General features: G+C 64.3%; 22 protein-coding genes. 8 read left to right on the top strand and 14 right to left on the bottom strand.

The genetic code is table 11. The features are described from left to right. Positions 1-33: 33 nt before the first annotated feature. The 6 genes from G7Y50_RS01535 (at position 34) to G7Y50_RS01560 (ending at position 5244) form a co-directional block, all read left to right on the top strand. Positions 34-258 carry a DUF3791 domain-containing protein gene (locus G7Y50_RS01535; RefSeq protein ID WP_165054872.1) on the top strand — a complete coding sequence of 75 codons (225 nt, stop codon included), beginning with the start codon at positions 34-36 and terminating at the stop codon, positions 256-258. Next, the gene (locus G7Y50_RS01540; protein ID WP_165054871.1) at positions 252-809 is read left to right on the top strand and encodes a DUF3990 domain-containing protein; all 558 of its coding nucleotides are present in this window, start codon (positions 252-254) and stop codon (positions 807-809) included. The genes G7Y50_RS01535 and G7Y50_RS01540 overlap by 7 nt, the downstream gene beginning before the upstream one ends. Further along, positions 799-1068 carry a hypothetical protein gene (locus G7Y50_RS01545; RefSeq protein WP_165054869.1) on the top strand — a complete coding sequence of 90 codons (270 nt, stop codon included), beginning with the start codon at positions 799-801 and terminating at the stop codon, positions 1066-1068. The genes G7Y50_RS01540 and G7Y50_RS01545 overlap by 11 nt, the downstream gene beginning before the upstream one ends. A 219-nt stretch (positions 1069-1287) precedes the next feature. Further along, the gene (locus tag G7Y50_RS01550; RefSeq protein ID WP_165054867.1) at positions 1288-3930 is read left to right on the top strand and encodes a molybdopterin-dependent oxidoreductase; all 2643 of its coding nucleotides are present in this window, start codon (positions 1288-1290) and stop codon (positions 3928-3930) included. Between the two features lie 9 nt (positions 3931-3939). Then, a complete protein-coding gene (locus tag G7Y50_RS01555; protein WP_165054864.1) occupies positions 3940-4524 on the top strand; it encodes a 4Fe-4S dicluster domain-containing protein in 585 nt (194 codons plus the stop codon). 135 nt (positions 4525-4659) lie between these two features. Beyond that, positions 4660-5244, top strand: a complete 585-nt coding sequence (locus tag G7Y50_RS01560) for a TetR/AcrR family transcriptional regulator C-terminal domain-containing protein (RefSeq protein WP_165054862.1) — start codon at positions 4660-4662, stop codon at positions 5242-5244. Between the two features lie 301 nt (positions 5245-5545). Here the strand turns inward: G7Y50_RS01560 and G7Y50_RS01565 are convergent, their stop codons facing one another. The 5 genes from G7Y50_RS01565 to G7Y50_RS01580 are packed head-to-tail and all read right to left on the bottom strand — an operon-like array spanning position 5546 to position 9751. Beyond that, positions 5546-6634, bottom strand: a complete 1089-nt coding sequence (locus tag G7Y50_RS01565) for an ABC transporter substrate-binding protein (RefSeq protein WP_206214720.1) — start codon at positions 6632-6634, stop codon at positions 5546-5548. A gap of 30 nt (positions 6635-6664) precedes the next feature. Beyond that, a complete protein-coding gene (locus tag G7Y50_RS01570) occupies positions 6665-7528 on the bottom strand; it encodes an ABC transporter ATP-binding protein (RefSeq protein WP_165054860.1) in 864 nt (287 codons plus the stop codon). Further along, positions 7528-7968: an iron ABC transporter permease gene (locus G7Y50_RS12135; protein ID WP_206214721.1), complete on the bottom strand. Its 441-nt coding sequence runs from the start codon at positions 7966-7968 to the stop codon at positions 7528-7530. Before G7Y50_RS12135 ends, G7Y50_RS01570 begins: the two co-directional genes overlap by 1 nt. 8 nt (positions 7969-7976) lie before the next feature. Then, a complete protein-coding gene (locus G7Y50_RS12140) occupies positions 7977-8537 on the bottom strand; it encodes an iron chelate uptake ABC transporter family permease subunit (RefSeq protein WP_206214722.1) in 561 nt (186 codons plus the stop codon). 2 nt (positions 8538-8539) lie between these two features. Then, positions 8540-9751 carry a molybdopterin molybdotransferase MoeA gene (locus G7Y50_RS01580; RefSeq protein ID WP_165054858.1) on the bottom strand — a complete coding sequence of 404 codons (1212 nt, stop codon included), beginning with the start codon at positions 9749-9751 and terminating at the stop codon, positions 8540-8542. A gap of 140 nt (positions 9752-9891) precedes the next feature. On the opposite strand from G7Y50_RS01580, the gene G7Y50_RS01585 reads away from it, so the two are divergent. Beyond that, complete coding sequence (locus tag G7Y50_RS01585) at positions 9892-10575, top strand: Crp/Fnr family transcriptional regulator (protein WP_165054856.1); 684 nt, start codon at positions 9892-9894, stop codon at positions 10573-10575. A 111-nt stretch (positions 10576-10686) separates the two neighbouring features. Here G7Y50_RS01585 and G7Y50_RS01590 read toward each other — a convergent pair whose 3' ends face one another. From G7Y50_RS01590 to G7Y50_RS01610, 5 genes are all read right to left on the bottom strand, one after another. Beyond that, entirely contained in the window at positions 10687-11928 is a 1242-nt protein-coding gene (locus G7Y50_RS01590) for a nitrogenase component 1 (protein ID WP_165054854.1), read from the bottom strand. A gap of 3 nt (positions 11929-11931) precedes the next feature. After that, positions 11932-13191 (bottom strand): nitrogenase component 1, encoded by a 1260-nt coding sequence (locus G7Y50_RS01595; RefSeq protein WP_165054852.1) that lies wholly within the window; start codon positions 13189-13191, stop codon positions 11932-11934. Beyond that, positions 13188-13946: an AAA family ATPase gene (locus G7Y50_RS01600; RefSeq protein WP_165054850.1), complete on the bottom strand. Its 759-nt coding sequence runs from the start codon at positions 13944-13946 to the stop codon at positions 13188-13190. Before G7Y50_RS01600 ends, G7Y50_RS01595 begins: the two co-directional genes overlap by 4 nt. Before the next feature lie 163 nt (positions 13947-14109). Beyond that, positions 14110-15126 (bottom strand): helix-turn-helix transcriptional regulator, encoded by a 1017-nt coding sequence (locus tag G7Y50_RS01605; protein WP_165054848.1) that lies wholly within the window; start codon positions 15124-15126, stop codon positions 14110-14112. 165 nt (positions 15127-15291) lie between these two features. Further along, a complete protein-coding gene (locus G7Y50_RS01610; protein ID WP_165054847.1) occupies positions 15292-15756 on the bottom strand; it encodes a low molecular weight protein-tyrosine-phosphatase in 465 nt (154 codons plus the stop codon). 1053 nt (positions 15757-16809) lie between these two features. On the opposite strand from G7Y50_RS01610, the gene G7Y50_RS01615 reads away from it, so the two are divergent. Next, the gene (locus G7Y50_RS01615) at positions 16810-17307 is read left to right on the top strand and encodes a TetR/AcrR family transcriptional regulator (protein WP_165056915.1); all 498 of its coding nucleotides are present in this window, start codon (positions 16810-16812) and stop codon (positions 17305-17307) included. A gap of 96 nt (positions 17308-17403) precedes the next feature. Here the strand turns inward: G7Y50_RS01615 and G7Y50_RS01620 are convergent, their stop codons facing one another. From G7Y50_RS01620 to G7Y50_RS01635, 4 genes are read right to left on the bottom strand one after another with little or no spacing between them, the layout of a single operon-like run. Then, positions 17404-18102 carry a 2Fe-2S iron-sulfur cluster-binding protein gene (locus G7Y50_RS01620; RefSeq protein ID WP_165054975.1) on the bottom strand — a complete coding sequence of 233 codons (699 nt, stop codon included), beginning with the start codon at positions 18100-18102 and terminating at the stop codon, positions 17404-17406. Continuing rightward, entirely contained in the window at positions 18099-20072 is a 1974-nt protein-coding gene (locus G7Y50_RS01625; RefSeq protein ID WP_165054842.1) for an NADH-ubiquinone oxidoreductase-F iron-sulfur binding region domain-containing protein, read from the bottom strand. The genes G7Y50_RS01620 and G7Y50_RS01625 overlap by 4 nt, the downstream gene beginning before the upstream one ends. Then, a complete protein-coding gene (gene nuoE, locus G7Y50_RS01630) occupies positions 20062-20598 on the bottom strand; it encodes an NADH-quinone oxidoreductase subunit NuoE (protein ID WP_206214724.1) in 537 nt (178 codons plus the stop codon). The genes G7Y50_RS01625 and nuoE overlap by 11 nt, the downstream gene beginning before the upstream one ends. A 1-nt stretch (position 20599) precedes the next feature. Next, positions 20600-22018, bottom strand: a complete 1419-nt coding sequence (locus tag G7Y50_RS01635) for a B12-binding domain-containing radical SAM protein (RefSeq protein WP_165054840.1) — start codon at positions 22016-22018, stop codon at positions 20600-20602. Positions 22019-22023 lie beyond the last annotated feature (5 nt).

A 22023-nucleotide genomic window follows, 5' to 3' on the forward strand; every position in this document is an offset into this window, starting at 1 on the left:
CACCCAAGGCTAACAACCAGAGGAGGTGGCCCTGTGAGTCCGCGTCAAATTGACATCGCCGACATGCAATGCTGGCTTTTGCGCATGGCGGAAAAGAAGTGGCACATGCCCGCCCCTCAAGTTGCCGCCCTCTTCCAGCAGCACGACGTATTCGGCTACGTAGCCGACCTGTACGACATCCTGCACCTCAGCAGCTACGACCTCGCCCTGGCCGACGTTGAGGGCTACCTCAAGAACAGAGGGGCGCTACTATGCTGACTCTGCACGAGGGCCTTATCCTCTACCACGGTAGCTACGCACGAGTGGAGCACATCGACCTCGACCGATGTGCTCCAGGGAAAGACTTCGGGCGAGGCTTCTACCTCACCACTGACTACGAGCAAGCGCGAAGCTTCGTGGCCCTTTCGATTCGCAAGCGCAAGGCTGACACCGGCGAGGAAGTCTACGGCGGCTATGTCTCCGCGTTCAAAGTGACTGCGCCGCATCTGCTGCAATTTCACGCATTCGAGGAGGCTGACGAAGACTGGCTCCACTTCGTGGCGGCGAATCGGCGCAACGACCTCTTTCCCCACGTGATTGCACGCTATGCAGGCTTCGATGTCATCGCGGGCAAAATAGCGAACGACCAGACCGCGCGAACGTTACAGCTCTACGTGTCCGAGGCTTTTGGCGAGCCTGGAACCGAGGCCGCCGACCAACTTGCCGCTGCGACCCTCATGCCCAATCGGCTGTCTGACCAATACTGCTTCCGCACCCCGGAAGCTGTTCGCTGCCTCACGTTCGAGGGGAGCGACCACTATGACGGGTGACTTCGGCGATCCCCTCTCCGCCTCCCAGATGGAAGCTTGCGCTGTCCTGGTCATGCGCATGATGCTAGAAGACCTCGCTGCCGAGACGGGTCGTGCCTTCGACGAGCTGCTTGTGGCGTTTGCCAGCTCGAGCACTTACTCGATGCTGTTCGACTTCGAGACTCGCCTTTGGGCGGAAGGCCCGGACTACCTCCGCGGCGTTTGGGAGCGCGAGGCCAAAGGGAGTTCCAGAAACGACTGCCTGCACGACGTCACTTGACGCTCCTACCCCAGCTCATCAAGAGTTGACTCTGAAGCCCTTCATCAAAGTCTTTACTGTTTTATGAATGTGCAAAGCATCTTGACTATACGCCGATTTCCTCAGTTGAAATGCCCTGCCTCTCCCCCATAGCATCGTATCAGGCGGGTTTGTTGCGCTCCGCCGAAAGCGCCTGACCCGCTCAAGCATAAGAATATGCGAGGATGAGGAGGTAGGAACATGACGGATTCGAACGCAAAGGCGTCAAAGGGCACATGGTACAACGTTCCCTGCGCCACGAACTGCGGCGGGCGCTGCCTAGTCAAGGTGCTTGTCAAGAACGGCGAGTACGTGCGTACCAAGACCGATGATACGCATGAGGATAGCTGGGAGTGGCCTCAGGCAAGGGCGTGTCCCATGGGATATGCCCAATGGGAGAAGACGTTCGGGCCGGGCAGGCTCAAGTACCCCATGAAGCGCAAGAGCTGGAGTCCCGAAGCGCCTAACGGGCATCTCCGAGGTATGGACGAGTGGGAGCGTATCAGCTGGGACGAGGCGCTCGACATCATCTCGAGCGAGCTTGTCAAGGCAAAGGAGAAGTACGGCAACGAGTCCATCCTCTTCATAAACATCATGTCGCTCGAAGGCTATTTGGGTTCAGTGCTCTCCAAGTTCGGCGGTTACGTCGATCTCTCTTCGGTTGACTCCATGGGCACATTCACGTACAACCCGGCCATGTACGGCTTGCAGAACATGAACGTTAACGACCGCTACGACAACGTAAACTCGGATTACATCGTCCTGTACGGCCACAACGGCGCGTGGGCCGAGTTCCCTTCCGCCTACTACCTGAAACCCGCGCATGAGGCGGGAGTGAAATTCGTCTTCGTCGGCCCCGAGTACAACGCCACCGCAGGCGTGTTCGACGCCGAATGGTTTCCGGTGCGTCAGGGCACCGACACTGCCTTCCTGCTAGGTGTAGCTCACTCCATGCTTACCCAGGACGACGGCGGTTCAATCGTCAACTGGGATTTTCTCGAGCGCTGCACCGTTGGCTTTGACAAGGCCCACATGCCCGACGATGCCAAGATCGACGAGAACTTCAAGGACTATGTTATGGGCGTCTACGACGGTATCGAGAAGACCCCCGAGTGGGCAAGCCTTATCTGCGGCTGTCCTGTCGACAAGATCGAAAAGTTCGCTCGCATCATGGGAGCTGAGAACAAGGTCTCCATCCACACAAGCGGCGCGCCAGCGCGCAATACCGGTGCGGAGAATTTCCCGCAGCTGCTCATGACCGTCGCTGCAATGGGCGGTCACTTCGGCACGCCCGGCAACGCCTGCTCCAACGACCAACAGTACGGCTCCTTTGACCGGGGTCCGACGCTGGCGAGCAACGGCGCCGGCGGACGTGCGTTCACCTGCTGTCCCACCGCTTTGAAGAACCCAGTTCAGATGAACATACCCAGCAACGAGGTTTGGGAGTCTGTCCTCAACGGCACGCCTTTCCATGATTGTGGCGATGCCCTAGCCGGCATGCGTCCCTGCGAGGAGAAGCAGACCGACATCCACGTTATCGTGAGCGAGCACCACAACCGGCTGGGCTCGTTCGAGGGCACCGCGAAGGGCATCAAGGCCTTCCGCAAGGTTGACTTTGTGTGCGCGCAGGCATACTGGATGAAGACCGAGGCCAAGTATGCCGACGTCGTGCTTCCCGTTGCGACGCGTTGGGAGCGCTACATGTACAACTTCTATACGTCAGTGGGCGCCACCTATCGCGACTTCGCCCTCATCAACAACAAGGTCGTCGACCCTCTCTATGAGGCTAAGAGCGACTATGACATCGCCTGGGCGCTTGCCGAGAAGCTTGGCGTTGACATCAGCGAGTTCATGGCTGACAGCGAGAAGCAGCATTGGTTCAACAGCATCTCCGGCGCAAAGGTCATCGTGGCTGACGACGAGGAAGTCGACGAGAGCCTGCTCGTCGAGGGCGGTTCCGCGAACTGGGCGGATGCTATGCTCGAATCTGACGAAGGCGAGGTGGAAGAGAGCGAGGCCAAACCTCCGAAGCTGGGAGACCGATACCGACCGCTCGTAACCATCACCGAGGAGGACCTCGAGAAGCTTGGCGTTAAGGGTAAAGTCCAGGAGGGCGTCATCTCGCTCGACCAGTTCCTGGAGGATGGCATTTACCGCTACAGGCGTGATGATGCCGGCTACCCAGGTGTCTACATTGCCTACGAGGACTTCGTGCGCGATCCCGAGGGCTGCCCGCTCGACACGCCTTCCGGCAAGTTCGAGATATACTGCCAGACCAAGTCCGACTGGTTCGACAAGATTCACAACGGTTGGCCCAACTACCAGCCCGTGAGTCCTCTGCCCAAGTATCTGCCCACCGTTCGCGGCTATGTCGAGGGCTTCGAGGATTGGGAGAGGCAGATTCCAGGCAAGCACCCCTATATGGTGTCGAACTCCCACACCCTGCGCCACTCCCACACTGATCATGACAACTTGTCCTACCTGCGTGAGGCATGGGCGAATCCCGTTTACATCAGCGTTGCCGACGCCGCTGAGAAGGACATCGAGACTGGTGACGTGGTGATGCTTTACAACGACAATGGCAAAGTGCTGCGTCGCGCCCAGGTGAGCCGATTCGTTATGCCTTCGACCCTTGATCTGCCGCATGGCTGCGCGGTCGAGGTTGATGAGGCAACTGGCATCGACCTTGCTGGTGCTGACAACTATCTGTGCTCGGCTGCTGAGACCACTGCCAACGGCAGCAACGCTTGGAACTCCACGCGCGTGAACTTCGAGAAATACGAGGGTGATTTGGTCTTGAGGCCAGATCACGAGTGGGAGCCGCGCGTTCCCCTGAAGGGTTAGGTGATTACTATGTCAGAATACGGCTTCCTCTTCGATGCGAATAACTGCATTGGCTGCAAGACCTGTCAGGTTGCCTGCAAGGACTCGCATCGTCTGCCGATCGGCGTCAACTATCGCAAGGTTCGTTCTTTCACCACTGGAGCATACCCTGAGGTTGGCATGTACCACGTGTCCATGGCTTGCAACCACTGCGCCAACCCCGCCTGCGCCAAGGCCTGCCCTCAAGGGGCCCTTTCCAAGGACGCAGCAACGGGCATGGTCGTCCTCGACGAGGACAAGTGCGCTGGTTGCGGCTCATGTGTGGCAGCTTGCCCCTACGGGGCTGTGGTTCTCAACCCCGAGATAGGCAAAGCTGGCAAATGCGATGGCTGCGTGGGCCTCGTGGCTCAGGGAGAGCGCCCCTCGTGCGAGGCAGCATGCCCCATGCGCGTCATATGGTTTGGCCCGCTTGACGAGCTCAAGGCCAAATACGGCGATAAGGGCTACGTGCGCGATTTCGTGGTTCTGCCGTCTTCGGATGTCACCGACCCCTCGTTGGCTTGCGTCATCAAGGAGATCATGCTCGATTCTGATTACGACGAGGTTTTCAACTAAAGCAGCACCTCTGATCATAGAGTAGATGAGCGGCGCGGTCTGCTACCATAGGAGGTGGGCCGCGCCTTCTGCTTTTGCCGTACGGCAGGGCTTGTCACAATCGCGGCGAAGGGGGGAAGTGGTAAGGGGGATCTTATGATTGAAAGAGTTGGAACAAAGGAAATATTCGCCCGCTCTCTCATGGAGATCGCCGAAGACAAGCCGGCCAACAAGATATCGGTCAAGGAAATCGCCGCGAACTGCGGCATGACTACAGCGACCTTTTACAACCATTTCGAGAGCAAGTATGATCTGATGGCATGGGTCAACAACCGCGACACTGATGCGGCAACCGATAAGTTCGGCTATGAAAACGACTGGCTCCAGACGATTCGCCTCTACATTGACGCGCTGTGCAGACACAGGGATTTCTATCGCAACTCCCTCCAGAATACCTACGGGAGAGAATCGCAGCACATGCGCACCTTCTATCACTTCAAGGACCACGCGGTAGAGCACCTCAAAAAGCTTCACGGGATGGACGAGTTCAGCCCGAAGGTTGCGTTCTCTCTCGACTTCTACTTCCAAGGACTTTCCCACGTCATGGTGAACTGGCTGCTTGACAAGGAACCAGTTCCCGCCGAAGAGCTTGCCCAGTGGTGCGTGGAGAGCATGCCCCACGAAGTCGAGTGGCTCTTCTTGGAACCGCCGAAGAAACAACTGGGAGAAGAATTGAGATAACGCGGTCAGCTTGCCCGAATGCCTTGCTGACGCTCCCCTTCTTCCTGCAATAGAATGTACTACGTTACTATACGTTCTGAGGATTCACCATGGCAATGGAGGCGACAGTCGTCAGGCTTGGGAACGCGAAGCCTAGGCGCGCAAGGCCCCGGCACCGCACCTCGGGAGGGATATAAGGCGCGGTGCTGGGAACCTGTCGAAGAGGGTTCGCTTTTCGAACCCGTTTTGCTCTGACGCGCCCTGCTCGATTCCAGCGTGCTCAAGCATGCTCTCGTTCGGCTTGCCCAAGCCTGCCTGAGCGCTAGGCGCCGTAGTTGATGATGCCGCTCACCTCGTCTTCGGTCATCGGGCACTCGAAGAAGTGCTCGTAGAAGTACGTGATGTCCTCGGCAAGCTCAGCTTCGGAGTACAGGTCGGGATACAGCTTGCTCATCGCCCACATGACGGTGAGCGGCTGCTCGACCGTGCGATTGCCCCACACATGCGCTACCGTCGGGACGGCGTACACGCGCCCACTTTGGATGGCGGGGATGTTCTGCAGGTTCGCGTCAGCGAGGATGTCGCCCACCTTCACGTTCGACGAGAAGATGACCTCGGGCTGCCAGCCGAGCAGATCCTCCATGGTGTACTCCAGCGAGTTCTTGACATGCGCCTCCTTCGTCACGCTGCTTCCGCCCGCGGTTTCGATCCACCACTCGGAGATGACGTGGGGGTTCGTCAGCGACATGACGTCTCCGTAGAGTGTCTTGACGCGGTCTGCCTCGGCAAGCCCGCTGGTCAGGGACTCCGCCTTGCCAACCATCTGGTCGAAGTAGTCGTTGTAGTCCTTTGCGCGATCAGGGACGTTGAGCGCCTCTCCCATCAAGGTGACGGCCTTCTTCACGTCCTCGACGTCATTCCACTTCAGGACGATGCAGGCAAGTCCGTTTTCCTCCAGCTGCTGCGCCGTCTCCTCGGTCATGGTGATGCACAGGTCGGGGTTGACGGTAAGCGTCTTCTCGATGTCGACTCCGTCAGCCGTCTCGAACACCTCCCCTTCCTTGATCTGCGGCGCGAACTTGTACTGCATGGCCCACTTGTCGTTCTTCGTGAAGTTCGCCGGCATCTCGTTCACGATCGCCTCGCCTTTGCCCATGCACTCGACGAAGGCGTTCAGCACCCCCACCGAGCCGAACGTGGCGATGCTGTCAACCTCGGCGGGGATCTCGACGGTCCTGTTCGCCATGTCGGTTACAGTGCGCGTAGCCGGAGCCTCGGCAGCTGCGCTGCTGCTCTCGCTCGCCTTCGGCTCACTTGACGCGCAGCCGGCAAGCGCAAGGCACGCGAGCGCCGCTGCCAGCAGCGTCGACAGCGCCATGCTGGCGATCTTTCGCATGTTTCGTTTCGTCATAGCTTTGAAGTCCTTTCTCTTCGGTTGTTCTCAAGCCCTTCCCAAGCTCGTCTTGAGCTCTTGGCTTTCTTTGGAGCCCGCTCGAACGCCAGCGTGCGCGCGGGTGTAGGCCGTTTCGTCAAGCAGGGGGATGCACGTCTTGACCACGAGGCCGCCCACGAACGTTCCGCCCACATGGACCGGCGTGTCGTACAAGTTGGTCAACGACTCGCTGGTCACGATGTCGTCAGGCGAGCCGACGTCGATGAGCGCGCCGCTCTTCATGAGCGCCGCCTTCGTGCACGCCAGGAAGGCATGGTCGGGATAGTGCGAGGTCATGAGGATGCCCAGGCCCTGCCCCGCCAGGTACTTGAGGGCCGTGAGGATCTTGACCTGATTGTGGTAGTCGAGGTTGGCGGTGGGCTCGTCCATCACCAGCAGCCGAGCGTCTTGGGCAAGCGCCCGCGCGACGAGCACCATCTGGCGCTCCCCTCCCGACATCTCCTGGTAGCGGCACTCGGCCAAGTGCGCTATCTGCAGCCGCTCCATCGCCTCGTCGACCACCTGCCTATCACGCGCCGTATGGCTGGCGCCGGCGGAAAGGTGCGCCACACGCCCCATGAGCACCACCTCGCGCGCCGTGTAGGGAAAGGCGATGCTCGTCGACTGCGGCACGTAGGCCAGGTAGCGGGCGCGCCTCTCGAGACGCATCCGCGTCACGTCTTCGCCGTCAATGAGGATGCGCCCGCCATCCGGCCTCTCGAACCCGAGCAGGCAGCGCAGAAGCGTCGTCTTCCCCGTTCCGTTCGACCCCAGAAGGCACAGTATCTCACCGCGGTCGATGCTGAAGCTGACGCCCTTCAGCACTTCCCTGCCCCGGCGATACGAGAACCTCACGTTGCTGACGTCGAGCATCACACCCACTCCTTCCGCGTGTGGATGAGGAGGAACACGAACATCGGCGTGCCGATGAGCGCCGTGAGCACGCCTAAGGGCAGGTCGGAGAACGAGGAGCGCACGATGTCGTCGATGAGCAGCAGGAAGATGCCGCCGGCGAGAAACGAGCTTCCCAGCAGCTTGGAAAACGACGCGCCTGTTATCGTGCGGGCGATGTGGGGAACCACCATGCCGATCCAGCCGATGATGCCCGCAACGGAGACCGCGCACGCCGTCATGAGGGTGGAGGCCACGATGACGACGCCCTTGACCACGTTGACGTTGACCCCCATGGATCGAGCCTCGTCCTCCCCTGCAGCCAGGACGTCGATCTTGTTGCGAAGCGCGAACAGCAGGGCCAGCGACAGGACGACGGCCGGGCACATGAGGGCCAGATCGGCGTTATCACCTTTGTTCAAACTCCCCATCAGCCAAAACGTGATCGAGGGGAGCACGCGTCAGTGTCAGCCACCGTCTTCACGATGGAGATGAGCGCTTGGAAGAAGCTGGACGTCACCACGCCCGCCAGCACGAGCACCGTGAGGTTCTGCCGGCCGAGCACCGCGCCGATGACGTAGGCGAGCAGCACGGCGACCGAGCCGCCGACGAAGGCGGCGAGCTGGATCTGCCACCAGGTGCACCCGTTGAGCATGGCGAGCGCCGCTCCGAAGCCCGCGCCTGCTGACACCCCCAAGATGTCCGAGGACACCATGGGGTTCTTGAACACCGTCTGATACGACGCTCCCGACACCGCCAGCGCACCGCCGATCAGCACCGAGAGCGTGATCTGCGGAAAGCGGACGCCGAGCATGATCTGGTCGGTCACGGTAGACCAATACGGCTCGATCCCCGTCAGGCGCGAGAGCAGGACGTCAACCACCAGCGGCACCGATGCCTCGACGCTGCCGACGACGAACGAGCACAGGTAGACGACGACCAGCACCGCAGCCAAAAGTCCCATCTTCACCCAGAAGTGCCACGCGCGCACCCTCACCTCCTCGCCCTCCCCTGCGCCGAGGTGCCCAACATCTCCACCATAAGCTCGCTTCCCGCATCAAGGCTGCATCCCGGCGCCAAGGCGCAGTAGGCGTTGACGGTGCGCACGTTCTGGGCGAGCGAGGATGCACGGGAGGGCGCGGAAACGTGCAGCCCGTCGTCGCGCTCGTCGGCAACCAGGCGCACCAGGCGCTCGAACTGCGGGCGCGCTGCGAGCGAATCGTCGAGCAAGGCGCTTCGCGTCATGCGCCGCGGCATCTTCTGGCCCTGGTAGAAGCATATGAGCGCCTGGAGCAGCCAGTCGCAGGCCAGCCATGCGGCCAGCATGGGGCCGGGGACGTTGAGCGCCGGCTTCCCGTTGATGACGGCAAGGCCCACGGGCCGCCCGGGAACCGCCTTGATGCCATGCGAGAAGTACGAGGCGCGCTCCTGCAGAAGCTGGGCGCAGAAGTCCTCGGATCCACGCGAGGAGCCGCCGTTCACCAGGACGATGTCGCAGCTCGCCACAAGCTCGTCGATCGCTGCGCCGAGAAGCTCCTCGTCATCGGCGACGATGGGACACTCGACGAGGCAGGCGCCCCATTGCTGCACGAATCCCCTGATCATGAGGCCGTTGCTCTGGATGGTCTCGCCTCTTTCGGGACGCGTGCCCACCGCTACGAGCTCGCTTCCCGTGGGAAGGTAGCCGATGCGCAGCTTGCGCTTCACCTCAACTGCGTCAAAGCCGCCGGCAGCGAGCAGCGCCACGTCTTCGGGACGCAGCACGGTTCCCTCTGCGCAGAGAAGCTCTCCTTCCGCAAGCTGGGATCCCGCCGCGCGGACGCCGCCGCCCGGCTTGACCCCCTTGACCTCAGCGAAAGAAAGGCCGCCATTCGGCAGGGTCGCCACGTTCTCGATGGCGATCACCGCATCGAACGCGTCGGGGAAGTCATCTCCCGTGTCGGCGCGCACGAAGTCGACGCCCGGCTTCCACGCCGACGCGTCGGGCACGCCGCCTGCGAAGTCCGCTGACCTGACGGCCACCCCGTCAAAGGCCGACACGCGATGCGCAGGCGCGTTCCACCGCGCGCGGTACTCGCGGGCCGTAACGCGCCCGTACGCTTCGCCGAGCCTTATCGTCTCCGTCTCGACGGGCATCTTCCAGCGACTCGTGAGCGCGCTGACGGCCTCAGGGCGCGTGAGCGCTTTCTCGACTTCGAACTTCACGGCAGATTCCCCCTCCGCAAGTTGTCCTTACTTAATACATGTATTAGAATAATAGTTATTTCAGAATAATAAGTTGCCATGGCAACATGACCGAATCTCGCGCGACATGCCGCTGGGTTTCGCCGAAGGAGCAGCACGCAATGCAGCATCATCCGACCACGATTGACCACGAGGCGCTTGCGCGTCTCCCGCTCTTTGAGGGGATTCCCGCCGAGAAGCTCGAGCAGGTTCTCGTCTGCCTCAAGGCCCGGCAGCGCTGCTATGCGAAGGACGAGATCATATTCCGCAGCGGCGACAACAGGCGCGCTGCGGGCGTGCTCGCACGGGGACGTGCCGTGAACGTTTGGGTTGACCGCGAGGGGAATCACTCGATCATCAGCGAGTACTCCCCGGGATCCATCATCGCCGGAGACGCGCTGACAAGCGGCGTGGCCACGTCGCCGCTCGACATCGTAGCCACGCAGGATTGCGCGGTGGTGAGCTTCAGCATGGACGTGAGGGTGACGGGCTGCGAGCGATGCCGCCATTACGCCAACATCGTGCAAGAGAACGCAACCAAGGCCATCATGCAGATGAACGAGCAGATGGCACGGCGGATCTGCGTGCTGTCAGAGCGCTCGGTGCGCGGCAAGATCACGTCGTTTCTCGCCGCGCAAGCCGAGAGGGCGGGAGCCCGCTCCTTCACCATCGACTTCGACCGTCAGCAGCTTGCCGACTACCTCTTCGTCGAGCGAACCGCCCTCTCCCGCGAGCTCGGCAAGATGCGGAGGGAGGGGCTCATCGCCTGCGACCGCAACGAGTTCACGCTGCTCGGCGAACGGTAGGCGGCATGCGTTGAAGCGGTGGAGGACGTGCGCTGAACGCCTTGCACCGAGGACGTCGCAGCGAAGCGGGCTTGCGGCAAGGCCTTCGGCGGCAGCGGGTCAGGCAGCGGGTCAGGCCAAGCGCGCGCAGGCGTTCAGCGTCTGCGCACACACGCTCTCCCACCCGCTCTTGTCGCTGCATCGGTCGTACAGCTTTCCGGAAACCGCCCGATGAGGCCAGGGCACCACCGCCATGCCACGTGCCTCGGGAAGCCTCAAGAGCAGCGGGTCAGCCACCAGGACATCGCAGGCGCCCTGCGCCAAAAGCGCTGCCAGGCGCTCTTCGGAGTCAAGCTCGATCGTTCCCAGCCGCCGCGTTGCGCGCTCGTCGGTGAAGAACGAGGCCGTCGCAACCGAAACGCCGTGCGCCCGCCGCGCAACCTCATGCGCCAGCGCATGGGCGGACAGCTGCTCGGCCACCACCAGCACGCGCGCGCTGGGCTCTCCGCATGCGCATGAGCTTGCCGTGAGGAACGCGTAAGGATCCCCCTTCGCGGCGATTGCCGCCAGCTCCCCCATGTCGTGGCCGAAGCATGCCGGTGACCAGCAGAGGAAGGGAATGTCGAAGCGCGCTTCGAGCGCACGGGCGAGCTCGAGGCCCGACTCGGAGCCGACGAGCGCAACCTTGCAGCAGGCCAGGTCTTCGGCTTCCGCGTGCTCAGCACCGAAGGGCAACGTCGGCGTCCACCCGCCGTCCTCGACGAAGCGCATCACAGCGCGTACGGCCTCGCTGCTTCCGAAGTCGAACGGGTTGAATCCCACGAGGGCCGCGCGCGGTTTCGAGGCGTCGCGCGCAGCGGAGTCGTCCGTACCTGATTGCCGGCCTGACGCCGCGCCTGCTTGCCGGCTGCCGCGGTCATGTTGGGGCGACGACGCGTCGCACAGCCGCAGAGCGGCTTCGTACACCCGCCTGACGCCGACGTCATAGCCGGCGAACCCGTCAGTCTCGATGCCGACGACCGGAACAGCGGCCTCGGCGGCGATCTGGCGCGCCAACCCGGGGAGGTCCATGCCCACCAGCGAGGGGACGGGCGTGCCCAAAAGCGCGGCCAAACGGGGGCGCGAGCGCCTCAGCGCGGCGCTGACCTGGCATGTCAGCGCTTCGTCAGCGCCCAGCACGGTGTCGACGGTGCGCAGATGCGCGGAGAGCACCGGACGCTCCGCATCGTCTGAGCGCACGCCTTCGGCCTCGAGGAAGCTGTACGAGCAGCACCCTGGGTCGACGAAGACCAGCTGCGCGTCGCAGCCGGAAAGGACGCTCGCTGCGCCGGAGTAGTCGGAGGCGAAGGGCGGGAGGAAGCGCGACAGCTGCATGGCTCACACCAGCCCTTCCACATCGCCCGCGACTGACGAGCGCCCCTGCCGCGCCGCGCGCGCCAGCGCGTCATAGAGGCGCGCCACGCCGTCGAAACCGAAGCATCCCTCGTCATGGAACATGTCCACCGTGGCATGCGCGTCAAAGCAAGCCGCCGCGTCAGCACCGACGGCCAGAAGCCCCTCTGCGTCGCGCGGGGCATCCGTACCGCGGTCAGCAGCGCACTCCAGCTGCATGATCTCAGGATGCGTGCGCTCAAGCTCGCGCGCTCCTGCTCGCTGAGGCTCCTTGGTCGGCGAGGCTATGACGGCGACGACGTTAAACCCCGCGTCGGCAAGCGACTGCGCCAGCGCATGCGGCTCATGCGTCGCAAGGGAGTCAACGGCAACGGGCCGGCTCCCTACCGCTTCGCGCGCCTGCTCGAGCGAGCGCTCAGCACGCTCACGTGCGCGCGCAAGGGCAGGTGCCGGCGCCTCGAAACATGAGCGGGTCGCCTCATCGCCCACGCCGCGCGCATGCAGCGCCTGGGCGAGCGCGGCGTAGTTGGCGGCCATGCGGTCAACGTCATAGACCGTCTGCCAGTGCACCGTCGGCATGTGCAGCCGCTGCTCGAGCTGGAGGCACTGGCGCCGCCCGATCCAGGAAACCGAGAGCGCGAGCGCGCTCGACGCGAGGCGCTGGTATTCGTCGAAGGTTCGACAAGAGGCGACGTTGCGCACCTCGCTCACGCCCCACGAGCGCATCACCGCGACGAACTCAGACGTTGCGGGAAGGTCGTCGAAGCGCCCTGCCACCGTGATGGCATCATCATGCCGCTCCTGCGGCTCAAGCAGGTCGTATATGCCTCCCTGCATGCCTGACGACCTCTCCCGCCCCCCTTCGGACACCGGGTTGACCCGCGTGACGGCGATGCGGATGCCGGGCACGGCCTCCTCAAGCGTCTGCACGAGCGCTTGCTCGTCGGTGCCCAGGAAGTCGTCAACGCAGTTGAATACGAGCGTCACGACGCGCGGGCGCTCAGGCAGCCGCGCGACGAGGTCGGCCACCACCAAGGGCAGGTGCCGCTCGTAATCACCCAAGGCGATGTCAGAGGGACTGAGAAAGCAGAACGAGTAGTCATCCGACGTGTCGTTCTCCAAGACGCGCAGCGCATGGCGACGCCCGCACGCAGGCGGGCACACGAACAAGGTGTGGCTCTCGGGTACGCGCAGGCGGTCGCGATGACGCTGCGGCAGGCGCACGCGGTAGCGAAGGTCGGTCATGCGGTAGCCTCGGGAAGCGCTGCCACGAAGTCGGCCAAGCCCCCGTATGCGCGGGCGGCGGCGCTTTCGGGAAAGCGCTCGAAGCACAGCGCCCCGGCCTCGTCCGACTCCAAGACCTCATCGCTTCGGGGAATGCGCGCAACCAGGCTCACCTGCTCCTCTTCGCAGAAGCGCGCCAGGGTCTCGTCCTCGTTCCGCACGTTTCGGCAGTTGGCGACGAGCCCGGCGAACTCAGCGTAGCCTCGGCCCTCGAAGTGGCGCAGCGCCGCCAAGATGTTGCTCGCCGCATACAGCGACATCATCTCACCTGAGGAGACGACGATGACGTGCTGGGCGTACGCGCTCCGCAGGGGCATGGCGAAGCCCCCGCACACCACGTCGCCCAAGACGTCGTACAGAACGACGTCAGGGCACAGGACGTCAAAGGCATGCAAGGCGTCAAGCTGCTGAAACGCCGTGATGACGCCACGGCCCGCGCAGCCGACCCCCGGCAGCGGCCCGCCCGACTCCACGCAGTAGACGCCCGACGCCGATCGGAACACGATGTCATCCAGGGCCGCCGCGCCGCCATCGCGCATTTCATCCAAGACGGTCGGGATGCGCTGCCCGCCCATGAGCAGGCGCGTTGAGTCCGCCTTGGGATCGCACCCTATCTGCAGGACCACAAGGCCGCGCGCAGCCAAGGCCGCCGCCACGTTGCAGGTGGTGGTCGACTTGCCGATCCCCCCTTTTCCGTAGATCGCAACGCGCCTCACGAAGCCTCCTCTTCTGCCGCGCAACCTTCGCTGAGCTGCGCCTCTTTGCTATCTGCGAACAAGGATAGTTGATCTCAGGCCGAAAGACGTTGCAACGGCAACATGCCTCCGGCCGCGTCCGCCTGCGTTCGCCCGAGTCTGCAAACCTCACGCGCGCAGCTCATCAAGCGTTGGCGCTGAACGCCTTCATCAGCACGGCGATGATGCCGCAGAGCAGTCCGCCGACGACCCATGCGAGCCAGAAGTAGAGCTGGAACGGCGACGCGAACAGGAGCACGAGCCCCACGATGGTGGCGAGCATCATGACGGCGCCGCAGATCGCGCCGATGCGCTTGTCGGACTCGTGGGCCGAAATCATCTGCTGCTTCTGCTCATGGGGCAGGTCCGACGAGGCTATCTCCTCCGGCGTCAGGTACTCCCCCGCGCTCTTGTTGTAGTCGTGCAGGTTGGTGCGCCCGAGCATCATGCCGCCGTGGATGATGAAGCGCACGCCGACGGCGATGAGGGAGAGCATGACGGGCGTGCCCAAGACGTCCTCGTAGCTCGTGTCAGCGAGGAACACCACGGCACAGACGCCGAGGAAGATGCAGCAGATGCCGCCGATGAGCTCGCGCGAGAACGCCGACCGCGCCCGGGCCTTGTCCTCGGGGCGGTAGAAGTCGCTGACGTACGGATGGGCCTTCACGAAGGCCGAATGGCTCATGGCAGCGGGGATGATGAGCGCAAGCCCCGCTGCGATCCCCGCGAAGAGCAGCAGGATGCTCAGCGAGACGAAGACGTTCGACGAGATGGCGTGCGCCGCCCCCTCGCTCGCCTCCCCGATTGCGCCGAACATCGCGCAGAGGGCCACCCCGAGGATGATGGCCATGACGCCGTTGGAGATCTTGTTGGCGAAGGAGCGCATCTGCTCGTCGTAGCCGAAGACGTCCTCCGGCTGTGCCGACCCGCTCACGGCGAGAGAGCTGTCCGCCTCCCGCGCCGTGAGGTCACCCTGCACGAGCTCGTCGAGCGTGCAGCTGAACACCTGGCACAGCGCCAGCAGCTTGTCCATCTCGGGATAGGACTTGCCCGCCTCCCATTTCGCGACGGACTGGCGGCTCACCCCCAGGCGCATGGCAAGCTGCTCTTGGGTCATGTTGTTCACCGCACGCAGGTGCACGAGGTTGTCTCTGAAGTTCACGGTACTGCCTTTCTCTTTGCTGCATCCTCATTATCTCAAATGCCGTTGCAAAGTTAAGCGACCCTGCGGTTGCCCGCCACCAACCGCAGCGTGCTTTTTAGGCGTAAACCGCGCAGCCAGCGGTTGCAAAGCCCAGGTCAGAGGCAAGTTGAGAAGAATAGCGCCCTACTTTCGCGCCTCAAGGTCATCGAGCAGGGCGGTGCAGCCGGCGAGGACGTCGCGGTAGGTGGCGTCGAAGTCGCCCGTGTACCAGGGGTCGGCGATGTCCCCCATGCTGCCGGCGAACTCGAGGAGCTTGCGCACCTTGCCCTCGGGGTCGCCGGCGAACAAGCGGCGCATGTTGCGCACGTTCGCCTCGTCCATGCCGATGAGCAGGTTGAAGCGAGCGTAGTCGTCCTTGCGCAGGCGCCGCGCCGTCTTGCCGGCGCACGAGATGCCCACGCTCGCGAGCTTGCGGCGCGTGCCGTGGTGCACGGGGTTCCCGAGCTCCTCAGAGCTCGTGGCCGCGGAGGACGCCTCCACCACGTCCGCGAGCCCGCGCTTCTCAACCAGGTCGCGCATCACGAACTCGGCCATCGGCGAGCGGCAGATGTTGCCGTGGCACACGAACAGGATCTTAGTCGGCTTCATAGTTCTCCTTCGGCTTTGCCGTCCTGGCGCGCATCGCGCGTCGACTGGCATCAGTCCGCTCGCAAGCGATCCACACACAGCTGCGCCCATGGAAACGCCCGCGTTGACGCGCTAACGCGCTCCTTCAATTCTTTGACGTTCATTATAGAATGCTTCTACGACGAGCCTACGGGCAAGGCGCTACGCAACGAAAAGTCAGGTGCAGAACTGCTCCCTTGCACCCGTGGGCTGCTAAACCGCCTTAGAATGAACGCAAGCTTGCTGCCGAAGAAGGCGGCCCTGTGATTCTGCGCCATCTCTCCCGTGTCATCCTGAGCGAGCGAAGCGAGTCGAAGGATCTGGCTCCGGACATGGCGCGCCCGCATGCGCAACCCTCTTGCGACCAGATCCTTCGACTCCGCGCCTACGGCGCTCCGCTCAGGATGACACGGGGGATCACCTGACGCGGGCTTTGCTCAGGATGACACGAGGTGGGCATCTAGCGCGGGCTTTGCTCGAGATGACATGGGGAATGACACAGCAGGCGTTTCGCGCAGGCGAGGAGACTAGAACCACTGCAAGAGCGCTCCGCTCAGGATGACACGGGGTGGGTACCTGACGCGGGTGCTCTGCTCGGGATGGCCGGGAAGAGATGTGCTCCTAGGCGCGAGTTCGAGCGCGTGTGCCCGCGTCATGATGTGCGGGAGAAGCCAAGCCTCGTGGCGTCAAAAGCAAGCGCGAAGCGCTTAGCACTTGCAGGTGAACCTCGCGGCAAACGTGCGCTGACGACCACTAAAGAGAGCAAAACGACGCGGTATTAGATCGATCTTCTCCCAGTGTCCTTAAAGCCGACACTTAGCTGGCATTTGTTTACTATTCAGACTCCCCACAGCAGTTTAATATAGTTGAAAAAGCTTGTTGACTCTGATCAGCAGCGAGCGAGCGCGGCATGGCGCTTTGGAGCTGCCCTGGGCGAAAACTGACAAGCTAGGGGGAATTATGAATGCAGATGCAGGCGAACCGAATCGAAACGACTTTCGCGGTCGAGTCACCCGGAAGATGCTCTGGGATGCGTTGTTCTCCTTGATCGAGGAGCGTCACTTCGACAACATCAGCGTGAAGGACATCTGCGCTCGGTCGCATGTGAACCGCTCGACGTTCTACAACCACTTCGAGAGCAAGTTCGACCTGCTCAACTACGGCATATACGAGATCATGCCCGAGGAGGCCAACCTCATCGCCGCCGACTCGCCGCGCAGGGGCGAGTCGGGCAAGCCCCCTTCTCCTCACGAGGCCATATTCAACTACGTGTACAAGTACCAGCGGTTCTTCGGCAACCTCTTCGTCGTGAAGGGCATCAGCGACCACGTGCTCACGAGCATGATCGCAGGCACCTCTGACTTCCTGAACTTCAGGAAGCAGGACGAGAACCGCCCGTGCGTTCCTCTGGAAGTGGAGGCCTTGATGTACTTCGGCGCCGTCAGCACCTTGACGGTGTGGTGGCTCAAGAACAAGTGCTCCACGCCCGTGGAGGACATGATCCGCTACGTCGACACCGTCCTGCGCCTCTAGCGCCTCAAGCGCCTCAAGCAGGCGCCTCGTCGGACGTCGCCGCCACCTGTACCAAGAGCGTCCCGCCCGGCGCGTGTCATCAGCGCCAGGTGCCCGCTAAACACGCGCAAGCTCCAGGGCGCCTGCCGGGCAGACGTCAACGCAAGCCCGGCAGGCCGTGCAGGCGCGGGCGCTGGCGGAAGCGTCGCCGCCGTCCCCTATGCACGCCACCCGATACGCCGAGCCCCGGCCGAGAAAGCAGAGGATGCCCGCCCCCGCAGACGAGCAGGCATCCACGCAGCGGCCGCAGCGCACGCACGCCTGCGCATCGACCCTCATCGGCCCCGCTGCGTCGCAGAGGACCGCCTCCCTCCCGCGCGGCGCGGCGCCGGAGTTCCCGCCCGGGCGCGGCGCTGCGCACGACCCCCAGCTCGAGCGCAGCGGAGCGCCCAGGTGATGCGCGATTTCTCGCAAGTCGCACGTCCCCTGCTCCCGGAAGCGCGCACATGAGCCGCATCGCACTTGATGCGTTGCCATGACCAGGTCGAAGCTCGCGCGCGCCCATGCGAGCGCCTGCACGTCGCGCGTGTCGACGACCATGCCGGCCTCCGCCTTCGCCTCGCAGGCGAACACGGGCTCGTCGCGCCCCTCCACGCCGACCGTGCACAGCCGACATGCCGCCCGCACGGGCAGGTCGGCGCTTGCGAAGCACAGGTGCGGCACGTAGGATCCGCTGCGCAGCAGGACGCCGAGCAGGTTCTCCCCGTGCTCTGCCTCGATGCGACGGCCGTCAACGACCAGGCTCACCGTGCTCATGCCCCTCCCTTCGTCCGCTGGCGCTTCGCCGGCGTCACCTTCCGCACCGCGCGGTGGTTGACGCCGGCGCACGAGTCAACGCAGATGGCACACCGCACGCACAGGTCATCGTCGATTTCGTGGGTGCGGTACATCCGCCCCGACAACCCGTCATATCCGAGCGCCGACGTGATGGCCTCGCACACCACGCTGCACTGCTCGCAGGCGCTCGTGCACCCGACGTCCTCGAACTCGTACGAGATCAGGTCACGGCACACGAGCGCCGGGCACATGCGGCGCTCGACGTGGGCCCTGAACTCGTCCTCGAAGAACCTCAGCGCCGTGATGACGGGGCTCGGCGCCGTGCGCCCGAGGTTGCACGCGGAGGCTCGCCGCAGGTGCACAGCAAGGCTCCTCAAGGCCTCAAGACTCTCCTCGCTCCCCTCCCCGCGGGCCACAGCCCCCAAGATGTCGAGCATGAGCTGCCCGCCGACGCGGCACGGCACGCACTTGCCGCACGACTCGGACTGCGTGAACTCCAGGAAGTAGCGCGCCATCTCGACCATGCAGTCATCCTGCGACATGACCACCATGCCTCCTGAGCCCATGATGATCCCGGCGTCGCGGAGCGACTCGAAGTCCACCGGCAGGTCGAGCGCCGACGCGGGGAGGAACCCTCCCGAGGGGCCGCCGATCTGGATCGCCTTGAACACGGTCTCGGGAGCGCGCGGACGCGTGCAGTACCCGCCGTTCCCTATGTTCGGCGTCTCCCTCCCCGGCTTCTCGGCGTTGGGGTCCACCATGCCGCCGCCCGCGTCGTAGAGGATCGCGCGCAGCGTCGAGCCCAGGGGGACCTCCACCAGCCCGGGCCGCGCCACTTTTCCCGTCAGGCAGAACACGCCCGTCCCGGGAGACGACGCGGTTCCGATGCCCCTGAACCACCGCGCGCCCCGCTCGATGATGTGGCGGACGTACGCGAGCGTCTTCACGTTGTCGATCACGGTGGGGCGGTCGAGGAATCCCCGCTCAGCGGGGTACGGGGGCCTCAGGCGCGGCTCGCCGCGCCGCCCCTCCATCGAGGCGATCAGCGCGGTCTCCTCCCCGCACACGAAGGCGCCCGCCGCCTCGAACACGTCCACGTCGAAGGAGAGCGCCGCCCCGAGGACGTCCTCGCCGAGCAGGCGTGCGTCACGCGCCTGGCGAATCGCCTGGCGCATCCTGTCGACGGCCAGCGGGTACTCCGCGCGCACGTACACGCGCCCTTCGCGCGCCCCTACGGCGTACCCTGCGATGAGCATGCCCTCGAGGACGGCATGGGGGTCGCTCTCGATGATCACGCGGTCGACGAACGACCCGGGGTCGCCCTCGTCCGCGTTGCAGACGATCACCTTCTCCGCCCCGTCGGCCTCCCGGCACGCACGCCACTTCACGCCGGTGGGAAAGCCGGCTCCTCCGCGGCCCCGCAGGCCCGCCTGGGCGATCTCCTCGATCACGTCGTCGGGGCTGAGCTCAAGCGCGCGCCGCAGGGCCTCATAGCCTCCGCGCCGCCGGTAGTCGTCGATCGAGCAGGGGTCGACGATCCCGCAGTTTTCCATGACCACCCGCCGCTCGAGGGCGTTGCGCGCCGCAAGCGCCTCCGATGCGATCGCCCCGTCGTCCTCGAGGCGCCCCAGATAGAAGTCGCTCTCCGGCTCCTCCTCGCCAAAGCACGTCCTCAGCAGGTAGCGCGCCGCCACGGCGTCAAGGTAGCCGAACGCGTTCACGCGCCCTGAGGGCGCCTCGACCGTGACGAGGGGCTCTGCATAGCAATGCCCCAAGCACCCCACCTCGACCAGCCGGTAGGGCAAGCCGAGCTCCGCGATCTCGACGCGAAGCGCCTCGAGGACCTCGAGCGCGCCGACCGAGCGCCCGCACGTCGCCGTGCCGACCGCGATCGCGCGCAGCCTCTCGCCGCCCGCGCCGTCGCGAGCGCCTTTGACGTCAGCCGGCATCGCCCACGCCCCTGCCCGCGCTGTCGCCCGCACCATCGCCCCTGCCCGCACCATTGCCCTCACCCGCGTCGCCGTCCGCCCCCGCGGCGCGGCGCGCACGCTCGTCGCCCGCGCAGACCTCGTTGAACACCGTGCGAACCTCGGCGCTGCTCATGCACCCGTGGACCTCGCCGTCGACCATGACGGCGGGAGCGACGCTGCAGCACCCGATGCAGGCGACGCGCTCGAGGTCAAACGCGCCGTCTGCGGTGGTCTGCCCCGGTTCTATCCCCAAGAGGCGCGACCACTCGTCGAGGATGAGCGCGCTCCCCCTCACGTGGCACGCCGTGCCCGCGCACACCTTGACCGAGTGCCGCCCGGGCGGGTTGAACCTGAACTGGCCGTAGAAGCTCGCCACCGCGTACACGTCGGCCTTCGTGATGCCGAGGGAGGCGGCGATCTTTCCGACCTGCTCGTCGGGCACGTACCCGTGCTCTCTTTGGACGGCCTGCAGCGTCGGCAGCAACGACTCTCGCTTTGCGTCCACGCTAGTCTCCCGCGCCCTCACGCGCAGCCCTCAGAAACTCGTCAGAGGTCTGCCGCATGATCTCTTCGACGAGGTCCTCCTGCCCGTAGGCCCTCAGGCGCCTGATCGCGGCATCGGAGGTGTAGAAGCTGCGGTAGGCCCGGATCAGGTACTCGTGCATCTCCTGGGGCGTGACATGCGCGCTTTCGATGTTGTACTTGCCGTAGGAGATGTCTGCCCACGTGTCCTTGCGCACCAGGTCCTGCTCGACCGCATGCTCGTAGAGCGGGCTGCCCGGGAACGCGGAGCAGATGAAGAACTCCGCGTAGTCGAGGTTGATCTCGCTCGCAAACGCGATGGTCCGCTCGATCTCCTCCGCCGTCTCGCTCGGAAAGCCGATGATGAAGAAGCCCCACGAGCGCATGCTCGCCTCGTGGGTCCACCTCACCGCGTCGGCCATCTGGGCAAGCGTCTCGCGCTTGCCGACCAGGTCGAGGATGCGCTGGGACCCCGACTCGATCCCGTAGTACACGATGCGGCAGCCCGCGCCCGCCATCGCGCGCAGCATCTCAGGCGATACCGTGTCGGCGCGGGCGCTGCACGTCCAGTTGACCTCGTACCCGCGCTCCACGATGCCGTCGCAGATGTCCATGACGCGCCGCTTGTCGAGCGTGAACAGGTCGTCGACGAACTCGAAGCTGTTCATGTGGAACTTCTCGACGATCTCCCCGATCTCGTCGAGGATGCTCTCCGCCGAGCGCTTCCGGTAGCGGCTTCCGCCGATGAAGGGCGCCGCGCAGAACTTGCAGCCGAACGGGCAGCCCCGGCTCGAGACGATCGAGGCCGTCCGGTGCGGGTGCCCGCCCGAGGCGTAGAGTTCCATCGGCAGCAGGTGCCGGGCCGGGAAGGGCAAGGCGTCCAGGTCCTGGATGCAAGGGCGCTCGGGCGTCAGGACGATCGCGCCCTCGCCGTCGCGGAACGCCAGCCCGCGCACCCCCGCGAAGTCGCGCGCGCCGCCCTCGATCGCGTCGAGGAGCTCGACGAACGTCTCCTCGCCCTCCCCGACGCACACCAGGTCAAGCTCTGCGCACTCCGCGAGCGTCTCGCGCGGGAAGCGGGAGGCGTGTATGCCCCCGAGCGCCAGCAACGCCCCGGGGCAGGCGCGGCGCGCCGCGCGCACCGCGTCGAAGGCGTCCATCAGCGTCGTCGTCGTCGCGGTGACGCCCACCACGTCAGGGTCAAGCCTCCGGACGGCGTCGTGCAGCTCGTCGAGGCTCAGGTGCAGCGCGTTCGCGTCGATGATGCGGACGCTGCGCCCGACGGCCTCCACCGCTGCCGCTATGTAGGCTATCCCCATGTTCGGCGCCGTGCAGGAGAAGAACTCGCCGCTGGGGAACGTGCTCGCGTCGACCACGTGGGGGTTGATCAGAACCAGGTCCATGGCAC

The organism is Adlercreutzia sp. ZJ176, from assembly GCF_011038975.1.
Lineage (GTDB): Bacteria > Actinomycetota > Coriobacteriia > Coriobacteriales > Eggerthellaceae > CAAEEV01.